The sequence below is a fragment of the Dactylosporangium sp. NPDC049140 genome (assembly GCF_040648435.1).
Window position 1 is genome coordinate 135,572 of record NZ_JBEZDS010000005.1, and the last position, 19,390, is coordinate 154,961.

The window sequence follows — 19,390 nt, forward strand, 5'->3', positions numbered from 1 at the left end:
TCAGAAGCCGAGCTCGTCCGCGATCGCCAGCACCGCATCGGGGTCGACGGCCACGAGCGCCCCGACGGCCGTCGACCAGCCCCCGACCAGCAGCGCCAGCGCGGTGAGCGGTGCATACCGCTCCCGCTCGAGCGCCGGGCCCCACTGGCGCGTCACGCCGTCGAGCCGCAGCAGCGTCTCCGCCCGGGCGGCATCGCCGGCTCGCAGATACGCGGCCGCCACCCGGGTCAGGGCCGCCGCCCGCGACGTAACCGCGACGATGTCACGGGCCACCACCTCGGCCTGCGCGGTGTCACCCGCGGCGAGGAGCGCATCGACCACCCGGGCCAGCGAACCGGCCCGACGCTCCTCGTACGGCAGGCAACGCGCCGCCGCCTCCGCCTGGCCGATCTCCCCGATTTCGAGGAGCACTGCGACCATCCGCTCGAGCGCCTCCTCCTGGGGGCCCTCACGGCCCCGAACGCCGTCGAGGACGTCGGCCGATGCGATGCGGCGACCCGCGAGCGCGGCGGCGACCGCGGCGGCGACGATCGCCTGGGGCCGGGATCCGGCGCCGCGCATCGCGTCGCGGGCTTGGGCTGCCGTCGGCGTGGCCTCGTCGAACCGGCCGGCCCGGACCGAGACGGCCGTGATTGCCGCGAGTACCACGGCCCGGTCCAGCGGATCGCCGAGTCCGGCGGCGATGCCGATCGCCTTCCGGTGGTCGCCGCCGTCGACAAGGGACAGCGCGACCCGGCGCAGGGCCGCCGAGTGGAGCCGCGGGTCGTGCAGCGCACGCGCCACCGCCGTGGCGCGGTCGGCGTGACCGCCATCGGCCAGCGCCACCACGAGTCGCCCCCACCGTTGCTCGCCGAACGGCGAGCCGGCCAGCGCCTCCGCGCGGTCGAGATCACCGGCCTCGATGAGGGCATCGAACAGCGGCCCCCACTCGGCGGTCCCCTCCACCGACCGGGCGACCGTCTCCGCCCGGTCCGGGCGGCCGGCGTACACCTGGATACACGCGATGTCGATGGCCGAAGCCGGGTCGGCCGGCGCCGCGGCGCCGCGGCCGAACCAGTCCCAGGCATCGGCGGCGAGCGCCTTCGCCGCGCGGCCGGAGCCGGACCGGACGAGGGCCCGCATGACGGCGGCGGAGCCCGCCGGGAAGGGAACCGGACCTGAACGGGCGAACCGGACCGACCGCTCGAGGTCTCCCGCCCCGAGCAGTGCCTCAAGCAGTACCGTACAAGCCGGCCGGGTCGCGACTTGCAGATGCCGTACGAAGTCCTCGGCGCGAGCCGCCTCACCCGCATCGACGAGAGCGGAGATCAGTGCGGCCAGGCCAGGACGCTCCCGATACGGAGTCTGCGCCGTGCGCACGATGCCTTCGGCCCACGCGAACTCGCCGGCTCGGACGAGCGCGGAAACCATGGGCGCCTGCACGGCGTCGTCCATGGCTGCGTGGTCGAACTCCGTGAACAGGTTTGCCGCCTCCCGGACGCGGCCGGCTTCGATCAACGCCGTCGACAAGGCCAAGCGCGGGTCGTATCGCCAGTCCGGCTGCGCGACTAGAAGGACTGCCGCATACGCGCGATCGAGCTCACCGGCACGGATCAGGTGCGGCACCGTGCGCGCCACGGCCGACGACCGGCCCTGGTCGGATCTGATCAACCGAATCGCCCTGTCCGCCTCGTCGAACCTTCCCGCCTCGGACAGCGCCGCGACCATCTCCGCGACGGCCTCGCCGTTGCGTCCGGGATCGGTGATCGCGCCCGCCACCGCCTCGCCGCGGCCGGCCGCGCCAACCCGGACCAGCGCGCCCGCCAGCAGCGCGCGAGCCGAATCCGTACGGCTCTCGTCGACAATCAGCCGGGCGGCCGCCTCGGCCGCCAGCGCCAGCGCCTCGGCTCGCCGCAGCTCACCGGCGCGTACGAGGGCAGCGGCCACCTCGCACATCGCGGCCGCCCGGCGGTGCGGATCGACGATGTCGCGCACGACGTGCTCGGCTCGCTCCAAGGCATCCGCGGCCACGTGTGCGATCGCCGCTCCGGTCAACGCCAGCGCCCTGACGGGTGTACTCGTGATCGATCCGGCGGCGGCCTCCGCCTCGGCGGCAACCGCCCGGGCACGGTCCATGTCTCCGGCCCGCGCAAGCAGCGACGCGACCGCCGTCAGCGCCTCGGCCCGGGGGTAGACCCCGGCAACCGCCCGGGCCGCGGCCTTGGCCTCGTCCAGCAGCATGCGGGCCGGACCGACGTTTCCGGCCTGGAGCAGCACGGCCGCCGTCCCGGTCAGAGCCCTGGCGCGGGCCCGAGGATCATCGAGACTCCGGGCCGCCACTTCCGCCCTGAGCGCGAGCGCGCACGCCCGTTCGGCCTCGCCCGTCCGCAGGGCCGCGGCGGCCAGTGCGGTGAGCGCCAAGGTCCGGCGGCGCAGCTCGACGTGTGCGCCGGCGATCGCCATCGCCCGTCGCAGCTGCCCGGTTCGGATGAACGCCTCGGCGGTCGCGGCAAGAGCCTTCATGGCCGATTCTGGCTCGACTATCAACTCCAGGACTGGCTCCGCTCCGGCAAGTGTGCGGCGGGCCCGATCGTGTTCGTCGACCCGCACCAGCACGGCGGAAATCGCGGCCAGGGCCATCGCCTGCTGAAACGGTTCGCCGATCGCACGGGCAGCCGTGTCGGCCTCGAACGCGATCGCTCGGGCCGTTGCCAGGTCGAGCCGTCCGGCCAGGGCGTCGGCCACTGCCACAAGCCCATTGACCTGCGCGAACCGGTCAACCATCCCGCGCGCGACGGACTCCGCCGACGACAGGTCGCCGGCCTGCAGCGCGGCGGCGACGATGGCCCTCTGCGTGCGCGTGAACTGCTTGAAATCGGACTCCGGGTCGGTGACGGCGGCCGCGTCGTCCGCCAGGAGCCGCGCCCGTTCGTTGTCACCGAGCTTGAGCAACGCCGCGGCGACCGCGGTCATGGCCTGGGAGCGACGCCGCGGGTCGGTCATCGAGCGGGCCATCGCCTCGGCGCGATCGGGGCAGCCCATTGCCGCCCACACGGCGGGCAGATCGACTGGGGTGTTCTGGTTGCGCTGATGCAGCTCGTCGCGGCGCACCGCCAGCCGGGCCAGCGTCACCAACTCGGGCCGGTCGCGGTGGTCGAAGTGGTACCGAGCGGTCGCGACGATCTCGGACAGCGCCGCGAAGTCGGCGCCCGTCGCCGTCAGCAGGCGCTTGTGGCGGGCACGGTCGAGCGCGCACGCGAGCATCCGCGGCTCGTCGTCCGCGCCGTGCAGGAGCTGGAAGTAGCCGCGGAGCAGGTACCCGGGCGTGCCGTCGGGCCAGCCGCGGGCCCGGTACGTCTCCGCCCACGCGTGGATGCGGTCCCGGTACGCGGGGAGGCGGCTCGCCAGCGCGGCGGTCGCCTGGGCCTCCAGCTCCTCATGGGCCAGGACGTACGCGTCGGCCCGCCGGGTGAAGGTGCGGGCCGAGACCGCGCCCAGGTGCTCGTCCACGCGCCACGGTTCCAGGCCGGTCAGCTCGGCCAGATCCGCGCCCGCCAGGCCGCCGCCCGAGGCGGTCAGCAGGCCCAGCAGGTCCAGCTCGGTCGCGCTGCCGTGCAGCAGGTGGCGCAGCTCGCGCTCGGCGTCCTGGCGTACGACCTGGGCGTGCGGCGAGGTGGCCAGCGCCCGGACCGTCGACGGGTCGTGCAGCGGGTGCTCGTCCGGGACGTCGTGCGGGATGCGCGGGTCGGGCCGGCCCGCCACGATGATGCGCAGGCCCGGGACCGGGGCCGGCGGGAGCAGGGCGGCGATGCTGTGCGCCGACGGTCCTACCGTGACGCCCCGGTCCTCGTCCAGGCCGTCCACCACCAGGACCAGGCTCTGGCCCCGCTCCCGGCAGTGCGCCGCCGCGCGGGACAGCAGGCGCAGGAGGTGCGCCTCGCGGGTCGCGTCGGTGAACATGGCCGGCAGCGGGGTGTTCAGCAGCTCGGCCAGCTGCTCGACGACCACGTCGGTGAAGGCGACGCGGTCCGCCTGGCCGGCGAAGCGGCCCGTGATGAAGAAGGACACGACCAGCACGCCCGGCGGCGGGTGCAGGACGAACCAGGACAGCAGGCCCGACTTGCCGGCCCAGGCCGGGGCCCGCCACCACAGGTAGGCGGGGGCGGGGTCGGCGGCGGCGCAGAAGGCGGCCAGGGCGGCCAGCTCCGGCTCGCGGTCCCGCAGCTGCGGGGGCGCGATGCGGCGGACCTGCTCCAGGTAGGCCGATTGGGGGACGATGCCGGGAAGGCGGGGGTCGTCCGGTGCGGTGCCGGCGGCGGGTGACCCGGCTACGCCGCCGGCGACAGTGGGGGGAGCGTCAGCAGGATCTGCAGGTTGTGGTCGCCGACCTGGACGCCCTCGGCGCCGTGGATGCCGAGGGTGTACCTCGGACCGGCGACCCGCAGCACCGCCCGCGCCGCGGCGAGGGTCTCCTCGTCGAACTCGGTTCCGGGGGCGAGCAGATCGGCCTCGTCGGGCGGGAGGCGCCGGCGCAGCACCGCGTAGGCTTCCGCGGCCGCCGGGTCGGCCGCGCCCGCGCGCAACGCCGCGAGAATGATCTCCACTGACGACACGGCCTCATTGTGCCAAGGCGCGCGGCGGAATGACCTCGCTCGAACGGTTCGTCCCCGCTACAGCAGCGACGTCACACCCGCGGCGGCGGACAGGAACAGCAGGAACCCGGCCGGGCCCAGGCCGGTCCGGTCGCCGGCCTTGAGGTGGGCGGCCAGGGCGCCGATGAAGTACAGCGTCAGGCCCGTCGCGGCCGCCGTGCCCAGCGGACGCCACGCCAGGCCCGCGAGCAGCCCCGCGACCCCGGCGAGCTCGGCCGTGGCCAGCCAGGGGTACCAGGCGTGCGGTACCGCGGCCCGGTCGAGATTCTGCACCACCGCGTCGGCGCGGCGCAGCTTGCCGAGGGCGGAGCCGACCAGGATGGCGGCGAGCAGCAGGCTCGCGACCACGTACCAGACGAACATTACCGGCGCCTCCAGGTCGGGTCATTTCAGCGGAGCCGGAGGACGGCGATGCGCCCCGCCTCCCCGGACGCCCAGCAGGCCCCGGCAGCGCACGCCACCGAGTCGAAGCTGCCGGTGTCGAAGCGGGCCCAGGTGCGGCCGCCGTCGCGGGTCCAGTCGCTGCCCGTCGGGCCGACCGCGAAGGCGATGTCGTCGTGGGAGGAGCGCCAGGCCACCCCCGAGCGGTACTCGCCGGGCACCGTGCGCGCGACGGCCCACGTGCGCCCGCCGTCGCGGCTCGTGGCGGCGCCGGACGGGGCGGTGGCCGGGGCGGCGAAGTCGCCGCCGACGGCGAGGCCGTGCGCGCGGTCGCGGAACGCGAGCGAGAAGATGCCCGCCGTCGGGCCGGACGGGATCGGGCTGGCGGCGACGCTCCAGTGGCGGCCGAAGTCCGCGCTGTGCAGGACGCGCGACACGGCGCCGCCACCCGTGGCGATCCAGGCGTCGGGGCCGGCGGTCACCAGGCAGGTGCCGCTCGCGGCGAAGGCGAACTCGCCGTCGAGGGCCGGGGGCAGGTCGGCGTTCAGCGGAGCCCAGTGCCGGCCGCCGTCGGCGGTCGACAGGAGCTGGAAGCGGCCGTTCACCGGGTCGCCGAGGGCGAGGCCGTGACGGCCGGAGAACGCGAAGCAGTCGTAGAAGGCCGCCGGGTCCGTGTTGCGGAAGGTCTCGGTCCAGGTGCGGCCGCCGTCGGCGGTGAGGTACACCCGGGAAGCATCGCCATTGCCGATCGACAGCACGGCGGCGTGCTCGGCGTCGAAGGCCTCGATGTCGCGGAACTGCAGGTCGGCGGTGTCGGGCGGGCCCACCGACCGCCACGTGCGCCCGCCGTCGACGGTGCGCAGCACGGTGCCGCCGGTCCCGGAGGCCCACGCCACCCGCTCGCTGACCGCGGCGAGGCCGCGCAGCCGGGCCGTGGAGCCGGTGTCGAGCAGTTTCCACGACGGTGCCGGCGGCCATCCGAAGCCGCCGGCACCGAGGACGACGGCAAGTCCGAGCGCGATCGCGACGATGCGATTCCTCATGACACCCGAACTTACCGACTTCGATACGGGATCAAAACCCCTCAGGGGGTCCAGGGGGCGGTGACGACCCAGCTCACGTCGTCGGCCCACAGGCCGGTGGCGTCCCACGTGTTGGAGCCGCCGTTGCTGGCGATGTAGACGTTGTTGCTGTAGTGGCGGATGTACCGGTCCGCGAAGTTGAGCGACCGGAACGAGTTGCCCTGCCCGTTCATGCCGGCCTCCGAGCAGAACGTCGCGTCCTGGGCGAACAGGGAGCTGCCGTCGTTGGCCTGCAACGAGATCTGGTAGTTCTGATGCCGCAGGTACTGCCCGCTCGTGTTCTTCGACTCGAAGGAGTAGCACGAGCTGCTGCCGAGCCCCGCGCGCACGATCCAGGAGGCGTTGGCCTTCTCCGTGGCCGTGTTCGACGCGCTCACGACCTGGGTCGAGACGGTCGCGCCGGAGTGGCTGATGTAGCGGGTGGTGCAGCAGGCGGTGGTGGCCCGCAGCGAGATGGTGGAGCCGACGGCGGGGCCGCTGGTGCTGCCGGAGGTGTTGTAGTTCGCGGCCACGATGTTGGCCTGGACCGAGTTCTCGGTGGCGTCGGACGGGTAGCCCGAGGTCATGACGCCCTCGTAGAAGGTGCCCGCGGCCCCGACGCTGTTGTCGCCGCCGATGCCGAGGATGATCGCGCCTTCCTTCTTCATCGGGTTGTACCCGGCGACGTTGGGCCGCACCCCGTTGTAGAAGGTGCCCAGGCTGCCGGACTGCGCGTTGCCGCCCCGGATGGCCCAGTGGTTGGGTTCGCCCTTGACGATCGCGGTCAGGAACCGGTGGCTGATGCTCGGGTTACCGGAGTTGAGGTGCTGGTTGACGCCGGAGAACAGGCCGTTCTCGAGGTCCGCCATGATCCACGGGCCGTTGCCGGCGCCGTAGCCCCAGACCTTGTTGTTGCCGAAGTAGATGGCCTCCATGGTGCCGTTGCCGTTGTCGCGGCTGTTGCGCTCGGCGTTGCCGTAGTCGAAGCAGCAGCCGCCGTTGAAGTGGGTGCCGTCGAAGATGGAGTACATGCCCTCGGGCTGGTCCCCGGTCGCCACGCCGTTGGTGTTGTTGTTGCGGTAGCCGGTGCCCGGGGCGACGAACACGCCGTACACCTTGTGCCCGCCGATCGTGACGGGCGCGGCGGTGGCGTTGGCGAGGTTGTCGTAGCCGCCGGCCGCCGGGCCGTTGAAGCCGCCGGGCGGGGCCTGGGTGAGGCGGTTGTTGCGGCCCGACTGGTCGTAGATGATCGTGATCACGCACGACGTGTTCGCGCAGAAGGTGTCCTGCGTGGCGGCGTTGGCGTAGCTGCCCGCGCTGACCGGCGCAATGTCCTTCGTGGTGTTGTCCGAGGCCCGGCGGACCTGGTACAGCGCGCCGCTGTAGGTCCCGTAGAGCGCCCGGGTGGTGCTGTGCGCGGCGACGCAGGGCGTGCCGCCGGCGGCGTAGATGTCGCAGGGCTGCGATGTCGCCGCCTGGGAGGTGCCGACGCCGACGAGCGCGCTCACAACGAGCGCGCACGCGAACGCGGCCCCGAGAAGGGCCTTTCGCATGGTGGTGGACCTCATTCCGTGTGGCGGTACGGATCGGGTGCGGTATATGTGAGCGCTAACATAGCGGAGCCGCGAGTGACATGCAACGCCGCGTGGTATCAGGGAGGGCATGACCTTGACCGTCCTGGTGACCGGCGCCTCCGGGTTCGTCGGCTCGAACCTGGTCCCGGAGCTGCTCGCGCACGGGCACCGGGTGCGCGCGATGACCCGGCGGCCGCAGCAGTACTCCGGGGCGGGCGAGCCCGTCGCCGGGGACGTCGGCGACCCCGCGAGCCTGCGCGCCGCGCTCGAGGGCGTGGACGTCGCCTACTACCTCGTGCACTCGCTGGGCCTGGACGACTTCGTCGAGCGCGACGCCGCCGCGGCACGAAACTTCGCCGCCGCGGCCGCCGGGGCACAGACGAAGCGGATCGTGTACCTCGGCGGGCTCGGCGCGGACGGCGACGCGCTCTCGGACCACCTGCGCTCGCGGCGCGAGGTCGAGGAGATCCTGACCGCCGGCCCGGTGCCGGTGACGACGCTGCGGGCGGCGGTCATCGTCGGGCACGGCGGCATCTCGTGGGAGATCACCCGCCAGCTCGTCGACCACCTGCCGGCCCTGATCACCCCGCAGTGGGTCACGACCCGCACCCAGCCCGTCGCTTTGCCCGACATGCTGCGGTACCTCCGCGCCGCCGCGGAGTCCGAGGAGGCGACCGGCCGCGTCTACGAGGTGGGCGGCCCGGACGTGCTCAGCTTCGCCGACATGCTCCAGCGGGTGGCGAAGCTCCGCGGCAAGTACCTGCCCAATGTGACCGTGCCCCTGCTCACGCCCCGGTTGTCCTCGATGTGGCTGTCGCTGGTCACCGACGTGGACATCCCGACCGCCCGCAACCTCGTGGACTCCCTCAGCGCCGAGACCGTCGTGCGCGAGCACCCCGTCGCCGAGCTCGTCCCCGGCCCCGCCCTCGGCTACGACGACGCCGTCCGCCTCGCCCTGGCCGAACGCGCCGCCGAGCTCGCCGGGCGGGAGGCGGAGCGGACCGCGACCGCCGCCGCCGAGGCCGCGGAGGCGGCCGAGACCGCCCGCCGCGCCGCCGGCGACGCCCGCGAACACGTGCGGGAGGTCCGTACGGAGCTGGGCGTGGGCACCCGGTGAAGGGCCTGCGCGACCTTGCGCGGGCCGCCTTCGTCGACCGCGTCCCGCGCAGCCACGAGGAGGCGCCCGCGGCCGTGCGCCGCCGCCGGATCGTGGTAGCGGCGACCCTCGTCGCCGGCGCGGTACTGCTGGGCTGGTCCCTGACCATCCGCCCCGGCGACCCGCTGTTCTACGCGACGACCCTCGCGGTCGCGGCGACCTGGGTGGCCGGAAGCCTGCTCTCGGGCCGCCTGCATCTGGGCCGCATCCTGTACCGCGACCAGCTCCGCCGCCCCGTCCTGACCCCGATCGCCACGGGCCTGCTCGTCGGGGCCGTGTTCGTGGCCGGCGCGCTGGTCGTGGCCCACATCCCGCCGCTGCGCGACTACGCCGGCGAGGTGCTCGACCACGCCCGCTACGGCGCGATCGTCCCCATCACCGCGGTCACCGTGCTCAACGGCCTGGCCGAGGAGGTCTTCTTCCGCGGCGCCCTGTTCGCCGCGATCGGCCGCGTCCGCCCGGTGCTGATCTCCACGGTCGTCTACGCCCTGGCGACCATCGCGACGGCCAACCCGATGCTGGTCTTCGCCGCGGCGGTGCTCGGCACCGTGCTGGGCCTGCAGCGCCGCGCGTCGGGCGGCATCCTGGCCCCGATGCTCACCCACGTGACGTGGTCCATGGTGATGCTGTTCGCGCTGCCGCCCCTGCTCGGCACGGCCTAGAGGGACGCCGCGACGGCCTCCAGGTGGTCGAGCGACTCCTGCATCCCGCTCTCCATCCCGGAGGCGATGACCGAGTCGCGGGTCTCCTGGTCGTCGTACTCGCACAGCATCTCCATGCGCGTACGCCCGCCGCTCTCGGTGAACGTCACGGTGACGACGCCGCTGTGCGCGTCGGGGTCGGGCAGCCCCTCGAAGACCTCGGTGTTGACGAGCCGGTCCGGGGCCTCGATCGCCCGGTACTCCCCGTGGAAGGCGACCTCGAAGCCACCGTTGGCGATCATGACGTACCGCCACGAGCCCCCCACCCGCAGGTCGATCTCGGCGTTGCGGACCGTGCCCCGGTCGCCGGCCCACCAGCGCCCGACGAGCTCGGGCGTGGTGTAGGCCCGCCAGACCTGCGCCTTGGGCGCGTCGAACTCGCGGGTGATGAGGATCTGCAGGTCGGCCGGGAGCGTGACCTCCGCGGTGCCCTTCGTCGCCATGCCCCAATCATGTCGCCGGAAGAGCGCGCGTCAAGCACGCCAAGACACGCGTCCGGGCAACAGACCAAGTTGCCGCGGTCGTGGGCGTCAAGCGCCGGCCGCCGTCTCGGTGATCAGCCCCGCGCACGCCTCCGGGTCGTCGGCGAAGGGCAGGTGCCCGCACCCGCGCAGGCGCACATGCCGCGCCCCCGGCAGCAACCGCCCGGCCCGCCGCGCCTGGAACGCCGGCAGGATCAGGTCCCGCGGCCCCCAGGCCACGGTGACGGGAATGTCGGTCAGCGCACCCGGCTCCCCGAACCGGTACCCGGCGAACGCGTCCCGGGCCGCCCGGAACCCGGGCGCCACGGCGAGCGAGCGCGCGTCGGCGACCCCCGCCGCCGGGTCGACCCGCGTGGGGTGGCCGAAGAACAGCCCGAACAGCGCGACCCGCCCCGCCGCCGTCCCGGCGAGCCGCGGCAGGCCCGGCCCGAACGCGCGGGCACAGGCCCGGGCCGTGGTGACCGACGCCTGGCACCAGCGCCGCGACGCCGGGCCCCAGAAGCCGACCGGCGCGAACGCCGTCACCGACCGGGCCGCCCCGCGCCGGCCCAGCTCGAGGGCGACGCCCCCGCCCATCGAGCTGCCGGCCACGTGGAAGGGCGCCGGCACGGTGGCGAGCACCCAGTCGGCCAGCTCCGGGACCGACGCGGCGCCGGTCGGCGGGGCCAGGCCGAAGCCCGGCAGGTCGGGGGCGCGCACGTCGAAGCGGGCGTCCAGGGCAGGCCGGACCGGGTCCCAGACCTCGCGGCGGCTTCCGAGGCCGTGCAGCAGCACGAGGGTCGCCATACCCAGGCATCGTACTTGTTGACAGCCTGACAACAAGCGGGCACGGTGGCCGCATGGAGTACGACGTCATCGTCGTTGGGTCCGGCTTCGGCGGCAGTGTCAGCGCGCTGCGCCTGGCCGAGAAGGGCTATCGGGTCGGGGTCCTGGAGGCCGGGCGGCGCTTCGCCGACGCGGACTTCGCGCGGACGAGCTGGCGACTGCGCGACTACCTGTTCGCGCCGGCCGCCGGCTGTTACGGCATCCTGCGCATGACGCTGCTGCCCGACGTGCTCGTGCTGTCCGGGGCCGGCGTCGGCGGGGGGTCGCTGGGGTACGCCAACACGCTGTACCGCCCCCCGGACGTCTTCTTCGCCGACCCCCAGTGGGCCGGGATCACCGACTGGAAGGCCGAGCTCGGCCCGCACTACGACGAGGCGTCGCGCATGCTCGGGGTGGCCGAGAACCCGCGCACCACCGCCGCCGACGAGGTCCTGCGCGCCGTCGCCGAGGACCTCGGGGTCGCGCACACCTACCGTCGCACGCCGGTCGGCGTCCTGTTCGGCGAGCGCCCCGGCGAGACCGTCCCCGACCCCTACTTCGGCGGCGCCGGCCCCGAGCGGACCACCTGCACGTTCTGCGGATCGTGCATGACCGGCTGCCGGGTCGGGGCGAAGAACACGACGGTGAAGAATTATCTGTACCTCGCGGAGCGGGCCGGCGCCGAGGTCCACGAGCGCACCACGGTGACCCGGGTGACCCCCCGGCCGGGCGGCGGCTACACCGTGCGGACCGTGCACACCGGCGGCAAGCTGCGCCGCCGGGCCCGCACGTTCACCGCGCGCGACGTGGTCCTGGCCGCGGGCGCCGTGGGCACCCAGCGGCTTCTGCACCACCTCAAGCGCAGCGGGGACCTGCCCAACCTCTCACCCCGGCTGGGCGAGCTGAGCCGGACCAACTCCGAGTCCATCCTGGGCCCGCGCGCCCGCCGCCGCGACGCCGACTTCACCGACGGGGTGGCGATCACGTCCTCGATCCACCCGGACGCCGAGACGCACATCGAGCCGGTGCGCTACGGCCCGGGCAGCAACCTGCTCGGCCTCATGGCCGCCGTCCTCGTCGGCGACACCGGCCGGACCCCGCGCTGGCTGGCCGCGCTCGGCCGGACGCTGGCGAGCTGGCGCGACTGGCCGCGGCTGTTCTGGGTGCGCCGCTGGTCCCAGCAGACGATCGTCCTGCTCGCGATGCAGCCGAAGGACAACTCGATCACGGTCGGCCCCCGCCGCGGCCCGTTCGGCGGCCGGCGGCTGACCAGCCGGCGCGGGGTCGGGGAGCCCAATCCGGTGTACCTGCCGGTCGCCCACGACGTCGCCCGGCGCGTGGCCGACAAGATCGACGGCATCCCGCTCGGCTCCGTGACCGAGCTCGCCGGCCGGCCGGTGACGGGGCACTTCATCGGCGGCGCGGCGATCGGCGCCGACCCCGAGCACGGCGTCATCGACCCGTACCATCGCGTCTTCGGCCATCCCGGGCTGCACGTCATCGACGGCGCCGCGGTCACCGCGAACCTGGGCGTCAACCCGTCGCTCACGATCACCGCGCTGGCCGAGCGGGCCGTGTCGATGTGGCCGCGGCGCGGCGAGCCCGACCCGCGCCCGGAGCTGGGCGCGCCGTACCGCCGGATCGCCCGGTGACGACCATCGCCGAGCGCGGCCGCCGCCTCGAACCGGACCAGCGGCGCGCGCAGATCCTGTCGTGCGCGGTGCGGCTCTTCGGCGAGCGGCCCTACGCCGAGGTGTCCACGACCGACATCGCCGCGGCCGCCGGCGTCGCCCGGGGCCTCATCAACCACTACTTCGGCACCAAGCGCGACCTGTACATCGAGGCGGTCCGGGTCCTCGTCACCATCCCGCCGGTCGCCGTCGAGCAGCTGCCCGCGGGCGACCTGACGACCCGGGTCGACGCCAGCGTCGCCTGGTTCCTCGACGTCATCGCCCGGCACAGCACCGCCTGGCTGGCCGCGGTCGACGCCGGCGACCCCGACGTGCGCCGGGTCCTGGCCGAGGCCGACGAGGTCGCCGCGGCGAGCATCCTGACCGCCGTCGGCCTGCCCGACACCGGCGCGCACCGGGCCGTGATGCGGGCGTACTGCGGCCTGGCCAAGGCCACCGCCCGGGAGTGGCTGGAGCGTGGCGCCCTGGACCGCGCACGCGCGCACGCCCTGCTCGCCGTCGCCCTGGTCGCGCTCGTGCGCGAGGTCCTCCCGTGACCGGCCCCCGGGTCGCGGTCATCGGGGCCGGCTTCGGCGGGATCGCGGTCGCCCACCTGCTGCGGCGGGCCGGCGTCACCGACGTGACGATCTACGAGCGCGGCGACGACGTCGGCGGGGTCTGGCGCGACAACTCCTACCCGGGGTGCGCGTGCGACATCCCGGCCCCGCTGTACTCGTACTCCTTCGCGCTCAACCCCGACTGGTCCCAGCGGTTCCCGCCGCACGGCGAGATCCTGCAGTACCTGCGCCGGTGCGCCGACGACTTCGGGCTCCGGCCGCACCTGCGCCTCGGCACCGCCGTCGAGGCCGCGGCCTGGACGGGCGCCGCGTGGCGCCTGACGCTGGCCGGCGGGGCCACGGCGGAGTACGACATCCTCATCCCGGCCACGGGCCAGCTGTCGCGGCCGGTGGTGCCGGCCATCCCCGGCGCCGCCGACTTCGCCGGGATCGTCGCGCACACCGCCGGCTGGGACCCGGCGATCGACGTCACCGGCCGGCGCGTTGGCGTGGTCGGCACCGGGGCGAGCGCCGTGCAGCTCGTGCCGGCCATCGCCGGCCGGGCCGCCCGGATCACCGTGTTCCAGCGCAGCGCGCCGTGGACGCTGCCGAAGCCCAACCGGCGGTACGGCCGCGCCCGCAAGGCCCTCAACCGGCGGGTCCCGGCGCTGATGCGCGCGGCCCGGGCCGGCACCTGGCTGCTGACCGTGGTCACCGGGCGCGCCGTCACCGGACGGCCGGTCGCGCGCCGGCTCGTGCGGGCGCTCTCCGACGGCCAGCGGCTCGTGCAGGCCCGCCGGCTGCGGCCCCGGGTGACGCCGGACTACGCGATGGGGTGCAAACGGGTCCTGTTCACCGGCGACTGGTACCGCACCCTGCGCGCCCCGCACGTCGACCTCGTCACCGACGACATCCTGCGCATCACCGGCACGGGCGTGCAGACGGCGGGCGCGGCGTACGACTGCGACGTGCTCGTCTACGCGACCGGCTTCGCCGCGACCGAGTTCCTGACGCCCCTGGCCGTGACCGGGCGCGACGGCCGGCGCCTCGACGACGAGTGGCGCGACGGGGCCTACGCGCACCTGGGCATCACGGTGCCGGGCTTCCCGAACCTGTTCCTCATGTACGGCCCGAACACGAACACCGGCAACACGTCGGTGGTGTACTTCCACGAGTCCCAGGCCCGCTACATCGTGCAGGCGGTGCGGGCGATCGCCGAGTCGGGCCCGCTGGAGGTGCGGCCCGACGTCGCCGCCGCCTTCGACGCGGAGATGCAGCGCCGCCTGGCCGGCAGCGTGTGGACGGGCTGCACGAGCTGGTACCGGACCGGCTCCGGCCGCGTGGTCACCAACTGGCCGGGGATGGCCTCGGAGTACCGGGCCCGCACCGCCCGCCTGGCCCGCGCCGACTACCGCTGAGTCCCGAACCTCATCCGGAAGTCGTCGGCCACCAGGGTGAGCACGGGCCTGCGCCCGGCGAGGAACCCGAGCGGCCCGCCGGGCTCGACGTGCCAGGCCACGCCGGCGGGCCCGCACCGCGCGGTGGAGCGCACCGGCGTCGTCTTCGGCCGCCCGTCGAGCGCCTGCGTGCACCGGAACCGGACGGGCATCCGCAGCCAGGGCCGCACGCGCCCGATGTCGGCGCGGGCAATCGGCCCGCCGTCGCTCGCCCGCGCCCCGGTGTCGGTGAGTTCGAACTCGGCGAGATCCTTGGGGATGCCCCAGAGCGCCCGCCCGCCGTCGCGCGAGTCGGCGCTGTCGACCCAGATGTGGGAGATGGTGACGCGGAGCCGCATCCCGGAGCGCACGAGCACGGCGGCGAGCAGCTCGCGGTAGCTCATGTCCCCGCCGGGCCGGTAGTCGACCCAGGCGGTGCCGACCACGGCCCGCCCCCCGATCCGCACCACGCGGACGGCCCCGGCGAGCTCGCCGGGAAGCTCGGGCACGGCGGCGAGGGGCAGCAGCCAGACCGAGACGAGCATGCGCCCGCGAAGTGACCACGGCTCCGGCGGGTAGGCCATGGCAGGCACTCTACGCCTTCTTGGCACTCTGCCAACAGCTCGAAGTCCTCAGCCGAGCGCCGCCCCGGCCGAAAGAGGGCCCATGACCTCCGGCCGCTCCTCCAACCCGTACGCCACCTACGTCGACCTCGACACCGCGGCCCCGCCGACCCGGCACGCACACCCGGCAGCACCGCCCCCGCCCGCGTACGCCCCGCGGTCGCCTACTTCCGGCCCGAACCGCCCCGGACCCGCCGCGTCCTGCGCCGCTCACCCAGAGCCTCGACGAACACCTGCGCGCCGCCCAGACGGCCTGTGGCTAGGCCCTGACCCGCCGGGCGCGGCGGACCATCACGACCGTGCCCGCCGCGCACAGCACCACCAGCGCGGCCAGGGCCACGACGGCGAGGGTGAGCGTGCGGCCGGGCGCCCGGGACTGCGCGCCCGCGGGGCCCAGGGCGCCGGCCGCGGGCACCGCCGCGGCCGACGGGGGCGCGTGCAGCGCCGCCGCCTCCGCCGGGGTCACGAGCTTCCCGACCGAGGAGCCGACGGGCCGGGCGAAGCCCCAGTCCAGCAGCGTGGTGCCTTGCTTCCAGGCGCGCGCCGGCACCACCTCGGCGCCCATGATCGTGACGACGAGCCGCCGGTCGCCGCGCTTGGCCGCGCCGACGTAGGTGTGCCGGGCCTCGTCGGTGAAGCCGGTCTTGCCGCCGATCGCGCCGGAGTACTCGGTCAGGAGCTTGTTCTCGTTCTGGATCTGGAAGCCCTTGGGGTCCTTGGGCGGCTGGGCCGGCCACGGGAACGTCGGGGCGGTGTCGTACTGCAGGAACGCCGGCCGGTCGAGGTCCTCGCGCGCGATGAGGGCCAGGTCGTAGGCGCTGGTGAACTGCTCCGCTGCGTCGAGGCCGGACGGGGTGACCGCGTGGGTGTCGTCGGCCCCGAGCCGATGGGCCTCGGCGTTCATCGCGGCGATCGTGGCCGGCACGCCGCCGTCGCCGCCCCCGACCCGGGCCAGGGCGTTGGCGGTGTCGTTGCCGGACTGCAGCAGCAACCCGTACCAGAGCGTGGAGACCGGGTAGTGCCCGCCGACGATCATGCCGACCAACGAGCTGTCGGCGGGCAGGTCGAGGTCGGCCGGGGTCCCCTCGACCAGCTGGTTCGGGTCGAGCTTGGGCAGTACCGTCGCGGCGAGCAGCAGCTTCTGGACGCTGGCCGGACGGCGGCGCAGGTGCGGGTCGCAGGCGCCGAGCACCTCGCCGGTGTCGAGGTCGGCGACCACCCACGACATCGCCGAGGTGGTCGGCGGCGCGGCGGCCCCGGCCGGGATCGCCAGGCCCTTCGTGCCCAGCTGGGCGCCGCCGACGACGGGGGCGGCCGGGTCCCGCTCGGGCGACGGGGGCGTGGGCGGGATGGTGGGCGTGGACGCGTAGGGGCACGGCACGACGGCGGCCCCGGACGGCTCGAGCAGCGGCACCGGCCCGGCCGACAGGGTCAGCGCCAGACCGGTGGCGGCGATGCGCCAGACTCCCATGACCGGCAGCCTATCGAGCCGGACAACCGATGGTGATCCGGACTCCCATCGGCCTCGCGCCGCCTTACCCGTACTGCACCGCAACCGCACTCAGAATCGGCGGCCGCGCACCGATCGGTGTGATCATGCCGGAGAGCGCGCTGGAGCAGCACGCCGAGTCCCGCGTCCGCCGGGCCGACGGCGCCTGGATCTGGGTCGAGGTCATCGGCACCGACCGGATGGGTGAGGCGCCGCTGTACGCCGCCGTCATCAGCATCCGCGACATCACCGGCCGCAAGGAGCTGGAGGAGGAGCTGACCGGCATGCCCAACCGGGCCCTGCTCCGCGACCGCCTCGAGCACGCCATCGCCCGCAACCGCCGCGGCGGCGGCCGGATCACCCTGCTGCTGGTCGACCTCGACGACTTCAAGCTCGTCAACGACAGCCTCGGCCACAACGCCGGCGACCAGCTCATCACGACCACCGCGCTGCGCCTGCACCAGCAGCTGCGCGCCGCGGACACCCCCTGGCCCGCCGCGGCGGCGACGAGCTCGCGATCCTGGTCGAGGACATCAACGAGATCGAGGCGATGGACCTCGCGGAGCGGCTGCTGGTCGCGATCCACCGGCCGCTGCGGCTGGGCAACCGCGACGTCGTGTGCTCGGCCTCGATCGGCGTGGCGACGGCGACGACTTCGGCACCGGGTACTCGTCACTGTCGTACCTCAAGCATTCGCGCGCCCGGGCGCCGCCGAGGCGATCTCCTCGATCCTCGGCGACGCCCGGAACCCGCGGGACGGTGGCTAAGCGGCGATATTGTAGGAGTCGCCGTACACCTTCCACGACAGCGGCGGGTCGAGGTCGAAGTTGCGGTTGTTGAGGAACACCCGCTGGGCGGTGTCGACCCGGCTGGTGTCGCTGTGCGCCTCCTCGGTCTTCATCGCCGCGACCCGCGCGTCGAGGAAGGCGTTGAGGTACGTCACCTCGTCGCCGCCCTGGGCCGGCGTCTTGGCCTTGGCCATGGCCGCCTTGCGGATGCCGCCGAAGCTGACCGCGCTGTTGCCGGGGCCGTGCATGACGATCGCGTCGTAGTAGATGAACTGGCCCAGGGCCCGCAGGCCGTCGGCCTTGGCCTGGCTGACGGACGGGTTGAAGTACACGCGGTCCCGCTCGTCGTTCTGGGCCTGCTGGAACGCGGGGTCGGCGGCGGCGGTCTTCCAGTCCTTGGTGAAGTTCGGGTCCAGGCCCGCGTGGGAGTCGCTGCCGTCGACGTTGCGCAGCGCCGGCAGGTACTTGGCCAGCACGTTGCCGGGCACCCGCTGGGTGTAGAGCTCGACCAGCTCGAGCATGTCACCGGTGCCGGAGCAGAAGCCGATGATCCCGGCGGTGTAGCCGCGCCCGTCGCCGATGTCCTCGATGTACTTGTACTGCGCCTTCCAGTCCAGCGAGGAGTTCTCGGCCGAGGACACCAGCTGCATCGCGATGTCCTTCTTGCGCGGGTCGTTCAGGTCCTTGCCCGGGGTGCCCGTCGGGCTCTTGGTCGGCGTGGCGCTGGCGGACGCGCTGCGCGACGGGGACGCCGACGGCGAGGCGGAGGCGGAAGGCCCGGCCGTGCGCGACGCCGACGCCGACGCGGTCGGGGTGCCCTCGGTGACGCTGCCGCCGTACACCTTGAACTCGAACAGCGAGTAGCCCCACTCGGTGCCGCGGGCCGTGCCGAAGAGCCGCACGTACCGCCCGGTGCCGGACAGGCCCGTGAGGTCGTCGGTGCCGCCGTTGCCGGTGGTGGTGCTGTAGATGGTCGTCCACGCGCTGTCGTCGGACGAGGTCTCGATGCGGTAGGCCTTGCCGTAGGCGGTCTCCCAGTTCAGGTTCACGTGCGTGATGCGCTTGGTCGCGCCCAGGTCGACCCGGACCCACTGCGGGTCGGAGCCTTCGGCGCTGGCCCAGCGGGTGCCGGTGTTGCCGTCGAAGGCCAGGGCGGCGCCGAGCGACGAGGTCTCCACCGACGACGACGTGGCCGGCCGGCCCTGCGAGAGCAGGGTCTCGGTGGCCGCGTCGGCGCCCTGCATGACCACAACGGTCGTCACGGTGCCGACGGCGAGCAGGGCCGCGGCGCCCAGGCCGGCGAGCCTGAGGGGGTGGTTCACGAGGTGCCTCCGTGCGAAGTCTGATAGGCAACTTGCCTGCCAGATCTTTGAATTGGAGGACCTCGATGTCAACCTTCCTAAACGAGACTTCATTTCACGTTATGGTTCGCCGCACGCAGCGCCGCGGCCGGGCGCCGCAGGGCGGCCGCGACGGCGTCGATCGTGTCGAGGTACCGCTGGACCTCCCCGCCGGCCGCGGCCTGCGCGAGGTCGACCTGCCGGTCCACCGCCTGGGCGGCCGAGCGGCGCTCCTTCAGCCCGAGCGCGACCGCATATTTGATCGTATTTGTTCGTATACTTGGGTTCAGCCCGACTGGGGAGGTTGTCATGTCGACAGTCCTGGTAGCCGAGGACGATCTGGCCATCCGCGACCTGCTCACCTTCCTGCTCGACACCTCCGGGCACCACGTGCTGGCCTGCGCCGACGGCGGCAGCGCGCTGGACACCGCCCATCGCGAGCACCCCAACCTGGCGATCCTCGACGTGAGCATGCCCGGCCTCAACGGCATCGAGGTGTGCCGGGCGCTGCGCGAGGCGGCCGACACCGAGCTCATGCCGGTGCTCATGCTCACCTCGCACGGGCAGTGGCTGGAGGTGAGCACCGGCTTCGACGCCGGCGCCGACGACTGCCTCGTGAAGCCGTTCGAGCCGAGCGAGCTCATGGCGCGCATCGATACACTGCTGGAGCAGGCGGGGCCCGAGTGAATTCGCTCGA

The 19,390-nt window shown here is 74.0% G+C and carries 17 protein-coding genes and 2 pseudogenes; 8 read left to right on the top strand and 11 right to left on the bottom strand.

Annotation, left to right across the window (positions count from 1 at the left end; genetic code table 11):
• The 5 genes from AB0B76_RS11205 to AB0B76_RS11225 form a co-directional block, all read right to left on the bottom strand.
• Positions 1 to 4,047: a hypothetical protein gene (locus tag AB0B76_RS11205; RefSeq protein ID WP_360373086.1), complete on the bottom strand. Its 4,047-nt coding sequence runs from the start codon at positions 4,045 to 4,047 to the stop codon at positions 1 to 3.
• 260 nt (positions 4,048 to 4,307) lie between these two features.
• Positions 4,308 to 4,592: a hypothetical protein gene (locus AB0B76_RS11210; RefSeq protein WP_360373089.1), complete on the bottom strand. Its 285-nt coding sequence runs from the start codon at positions 4,590 to 4,592 to the stop codon at positions 4,308 to 4,310.
• A 57-nt stretch (positions 4,593 to 4,649) separates the two neighbouring features.
• Positions 4,650 to 4,994 (bottom strand): DoxX family protein, encoded by a 345-nt coding sequence (locus tag AB0B76_RS11215; RefSeq protein ID WP_360373092.1) that lies wholly within the window; start codon positions 4,992 to 4,994, stop codon positions 4,650 to 4,652.
• Positions 4,995 to 5,020: 26 nt separating this feature from the next.
• The gene (locus AB0B76_RS11220; RefSeq protein WP_360373095.1) at positions 5,021 to 6,055 is read right to left on the bottom strand and encodes an oxidoreductase; all 1,035 of its coding nucleotides are present in this window, start codon (positions 6,053 to 6,055) and stop codon (positions 5,021 to 5,023) included.
• 41 nt (positions 6,056 to 6,096) lie between these two features.
• Positions 6,097 to 7,626, bottom strand: coding sequence for an alpha-L-arabinofuranosidase B (locus tag AB0B76_RS11225; RefSeq protein WP_360373098.1), 1,530 nt, complete (start codon positions 7,624 to 7,626; stop codon positions 6,097 to 6,099).
• A gap of 109 nt (positions 7,627 to 7,735) precedes the next feature.
• Between AB0B76_RS11225 and AB0B76_RS11230 the strand changes: the two genes are divergently transcribed.
• On the top strand, positions 7,736 to 8,764 hold the full coding sequence (locus AB0B76_RS11230; RefSeq protein WP_360373102.1) for an NAD(P)H-binding protein: 1,029 nt from the start codon (positions 7,736 to 7,738) through the stop codon (positions 8,762 to 8,764).
• Positions 8,761 to 9,465, top strand: coding sequence for a type II CAAX endopeptidase family protein (locus tag AB0B76_RS11235; protein WP_360373105.1), 705 nt, complete (start codon positions 8,761 to 8,763; stop codon positions 9,463 to 9,465). Before AB0B76_RS11230 ends, AB0B76_RS11235 begins: the two co-directional genes overlap by 4 nt.
• On the opposite strand, the gene AB0B76_RS11240 is transcribed toward AB0B76_RS11235, so the two are convergent.
• Both AB0B76_RS11240 and AB0B76_RS11245 read right to left on the bottom strand, forming a co-directional pair.
• Positions 9,462 to 9,947 carry an SRPBCC family protein gene (locus AB0B76_RS11240; RefSeq protein WP_360373108.1) on the bottom strand — a complete coding sequence of 162 codons (486 nt, stop codon included), beginning with the start codon at positions 9,945 to 9,947 and terminating at the stop codon, positions 9,462 to 9,464. The genes AB0B76_RS11235 and AB0B76_RS11240 overlap by 4 nt on opposite strands.
• Before the next feature lie 87 nt (positions 9,948 to 10,034).
• Entirely contained in the window at positions 10,035 to 10,772 is a 738-nt protein-coding gene (locus tag AB0B76_RS11245) for an alpha/beta fold hydrolase (protein ID WP_360373111.1), read from the bottom strand.
• A 53-nt stretch (positions 10,773 to 10,825) separates the two neighbouring features.
• Here AB0B76_RS11245 and AB0B76_RS11250 point away from each other — a divergent pair, with 53 nt between their 5' ends.
• The 3 genes from AB0B76_RS11250 to AB0B76_RS11260 are packed head-to-tail and all read left to right on the top strand — an operon-like array spanning position 10,826 to position 14,435.
• Positions 10,826 to 12,442 (top strand): GMC family oxidoreductase, encoded by a 1,617-nt coding sequence (locus AB0B76_RS11250; protein ID WP_360373114.1) that lies wholly within the window; start codon positions 10,826 to 10,828, stop codon positions 12,440 to 12,442.
• The gene (locus AB0B76_RS11255) at positions 12,439 to 13,017 is read left to right on the top strand and encodes a helix-turn-helix domain-containing protein (protein ID WP_360373117.1); all 579 of its coding nucleotides are present in this window, start codon (positions 12,439 to 12,441) and stop codon (positions 13,015 to 13,017) included. Before AB0B76_RS11250 ends, AB0B76_RS11255 begins: the two co-directional genes overlap by 4 nt.
• The gene (locus tag AB0B76_RS11260; RefSeq protein WP_360373120.1) at positions 13,014 to 14,435 is read left to right on the top strand and encodes an NAD(P)/FAD-dependent oxidoreductase; all 1,422 of its coding nucleotides are present in this window, start codon (positions 13,014 to 13,016) and stop codon (positions 14,433 to 14,435) included. The genes AB0B76_RS11255 and AB0B76_RS11260 overlap by 4 nt, the downstream gene beginning before the upstream one ends.
• Here the strand turns inward: AB0B76_RS11260 and AB0B76_RS11265 are convergent.
• Positions 14,426 to 15,037 carry an acetoacetate decarboxylase family protein gene (locus tag AB0B76_RS11265; RefSeq protein WP_360373123.1) on the bottom strand — a complete coding sequence of 204 codons (612 nt, stop codon included), beginning with the start codon at positions 15,035 to 15,037 and terminating at the stop codon, positions 14,426 to 14,428. The two genes, AB0B76_RS11260 and AB0B76_RS11265, sit on opposite strands and share 10 nt — an antisense overlap.
• Positions 15,038 to 15,335: 298 nt before the next feature.
• On the bottom strand, positions 15,336 to 16,547 hold the full coding sequence (locus AB0B76_RS11270; protein ID WP_360373126.1) for a D-alanyl-D-alanine carboxypeptidase: 1,212 nt from the start codon (positions 16,545 to 16,547) through the stop codon (positions 15,336 to 15,338).
• Between the two features lie 125 nt (positions 16,548 to 16,672).
• On the opposite strand from AB0B76_RS11270, the pseudogene AB0B76_RS11275 reads away from it, so the two are divergent.
• Positions 16,673 to 17,038 (top strand): annotated as a pseudogene (locus AB0B76_RS11275) (sensor domain-containing diguanylate cyclase); the annotation flags it as partial.
• A 47-nt stretch (positions 17,039 to 17,085) separates the two neighbouring features.
• Positions 17,086 to 17,157, top strand: a pseudogene (locus tag AB0B76_RS11280) (hypothetical protein); the annotation flags it as partial.
• Between the two features lie 171 nt (positions 17,158 to 17,328).
• Here the strand turns inward: AB0B76_RS11280 and AB0B76_RS11285 are convergent.
• A complete protein-coding gene (locus AB0B76_RS11285; RefSeq protein WP_360373129.1) occupies positions 17,329 to 18,675 on the bottom strand; it encodes a chitosanase in 1,347 nt (448 codons plus the stop codon).
• A gap of 89 nt (positions 18,676 to 18,764) precedes the next feature.
• The gene (locus AB0B76_RS11290; RefSeq protein ID WP_360373132.1) at positions 18,765 to 19,004 is read right to left on the bottom strand and encodes a hypothetical protein; all 240 of its coding nucleotides are present in this window, start codon (positions 19,002 to 19,004) and stop codon (positions 18,765 to 18,767) included.
• Here AB0B76_RS11290 and AB0B76_RS11295 point away from each other — a divergent pair.
• Entirely contained in the window at positions 19,003 to 19,380 is a 378-nt protein-coding gene (locus AB0B76_RS11295; RefSeq protein ID WP_360373135.1) for a response regulator transcription factor, read from the top strand. The two genes, AB0B76_RS11290 and AB0B76_RS11295, sit on opposite strands and share 2 nt — an antisense overlap.
• Positions 19,381 to 19,390 lie beyond the last annotated feature (10 nt).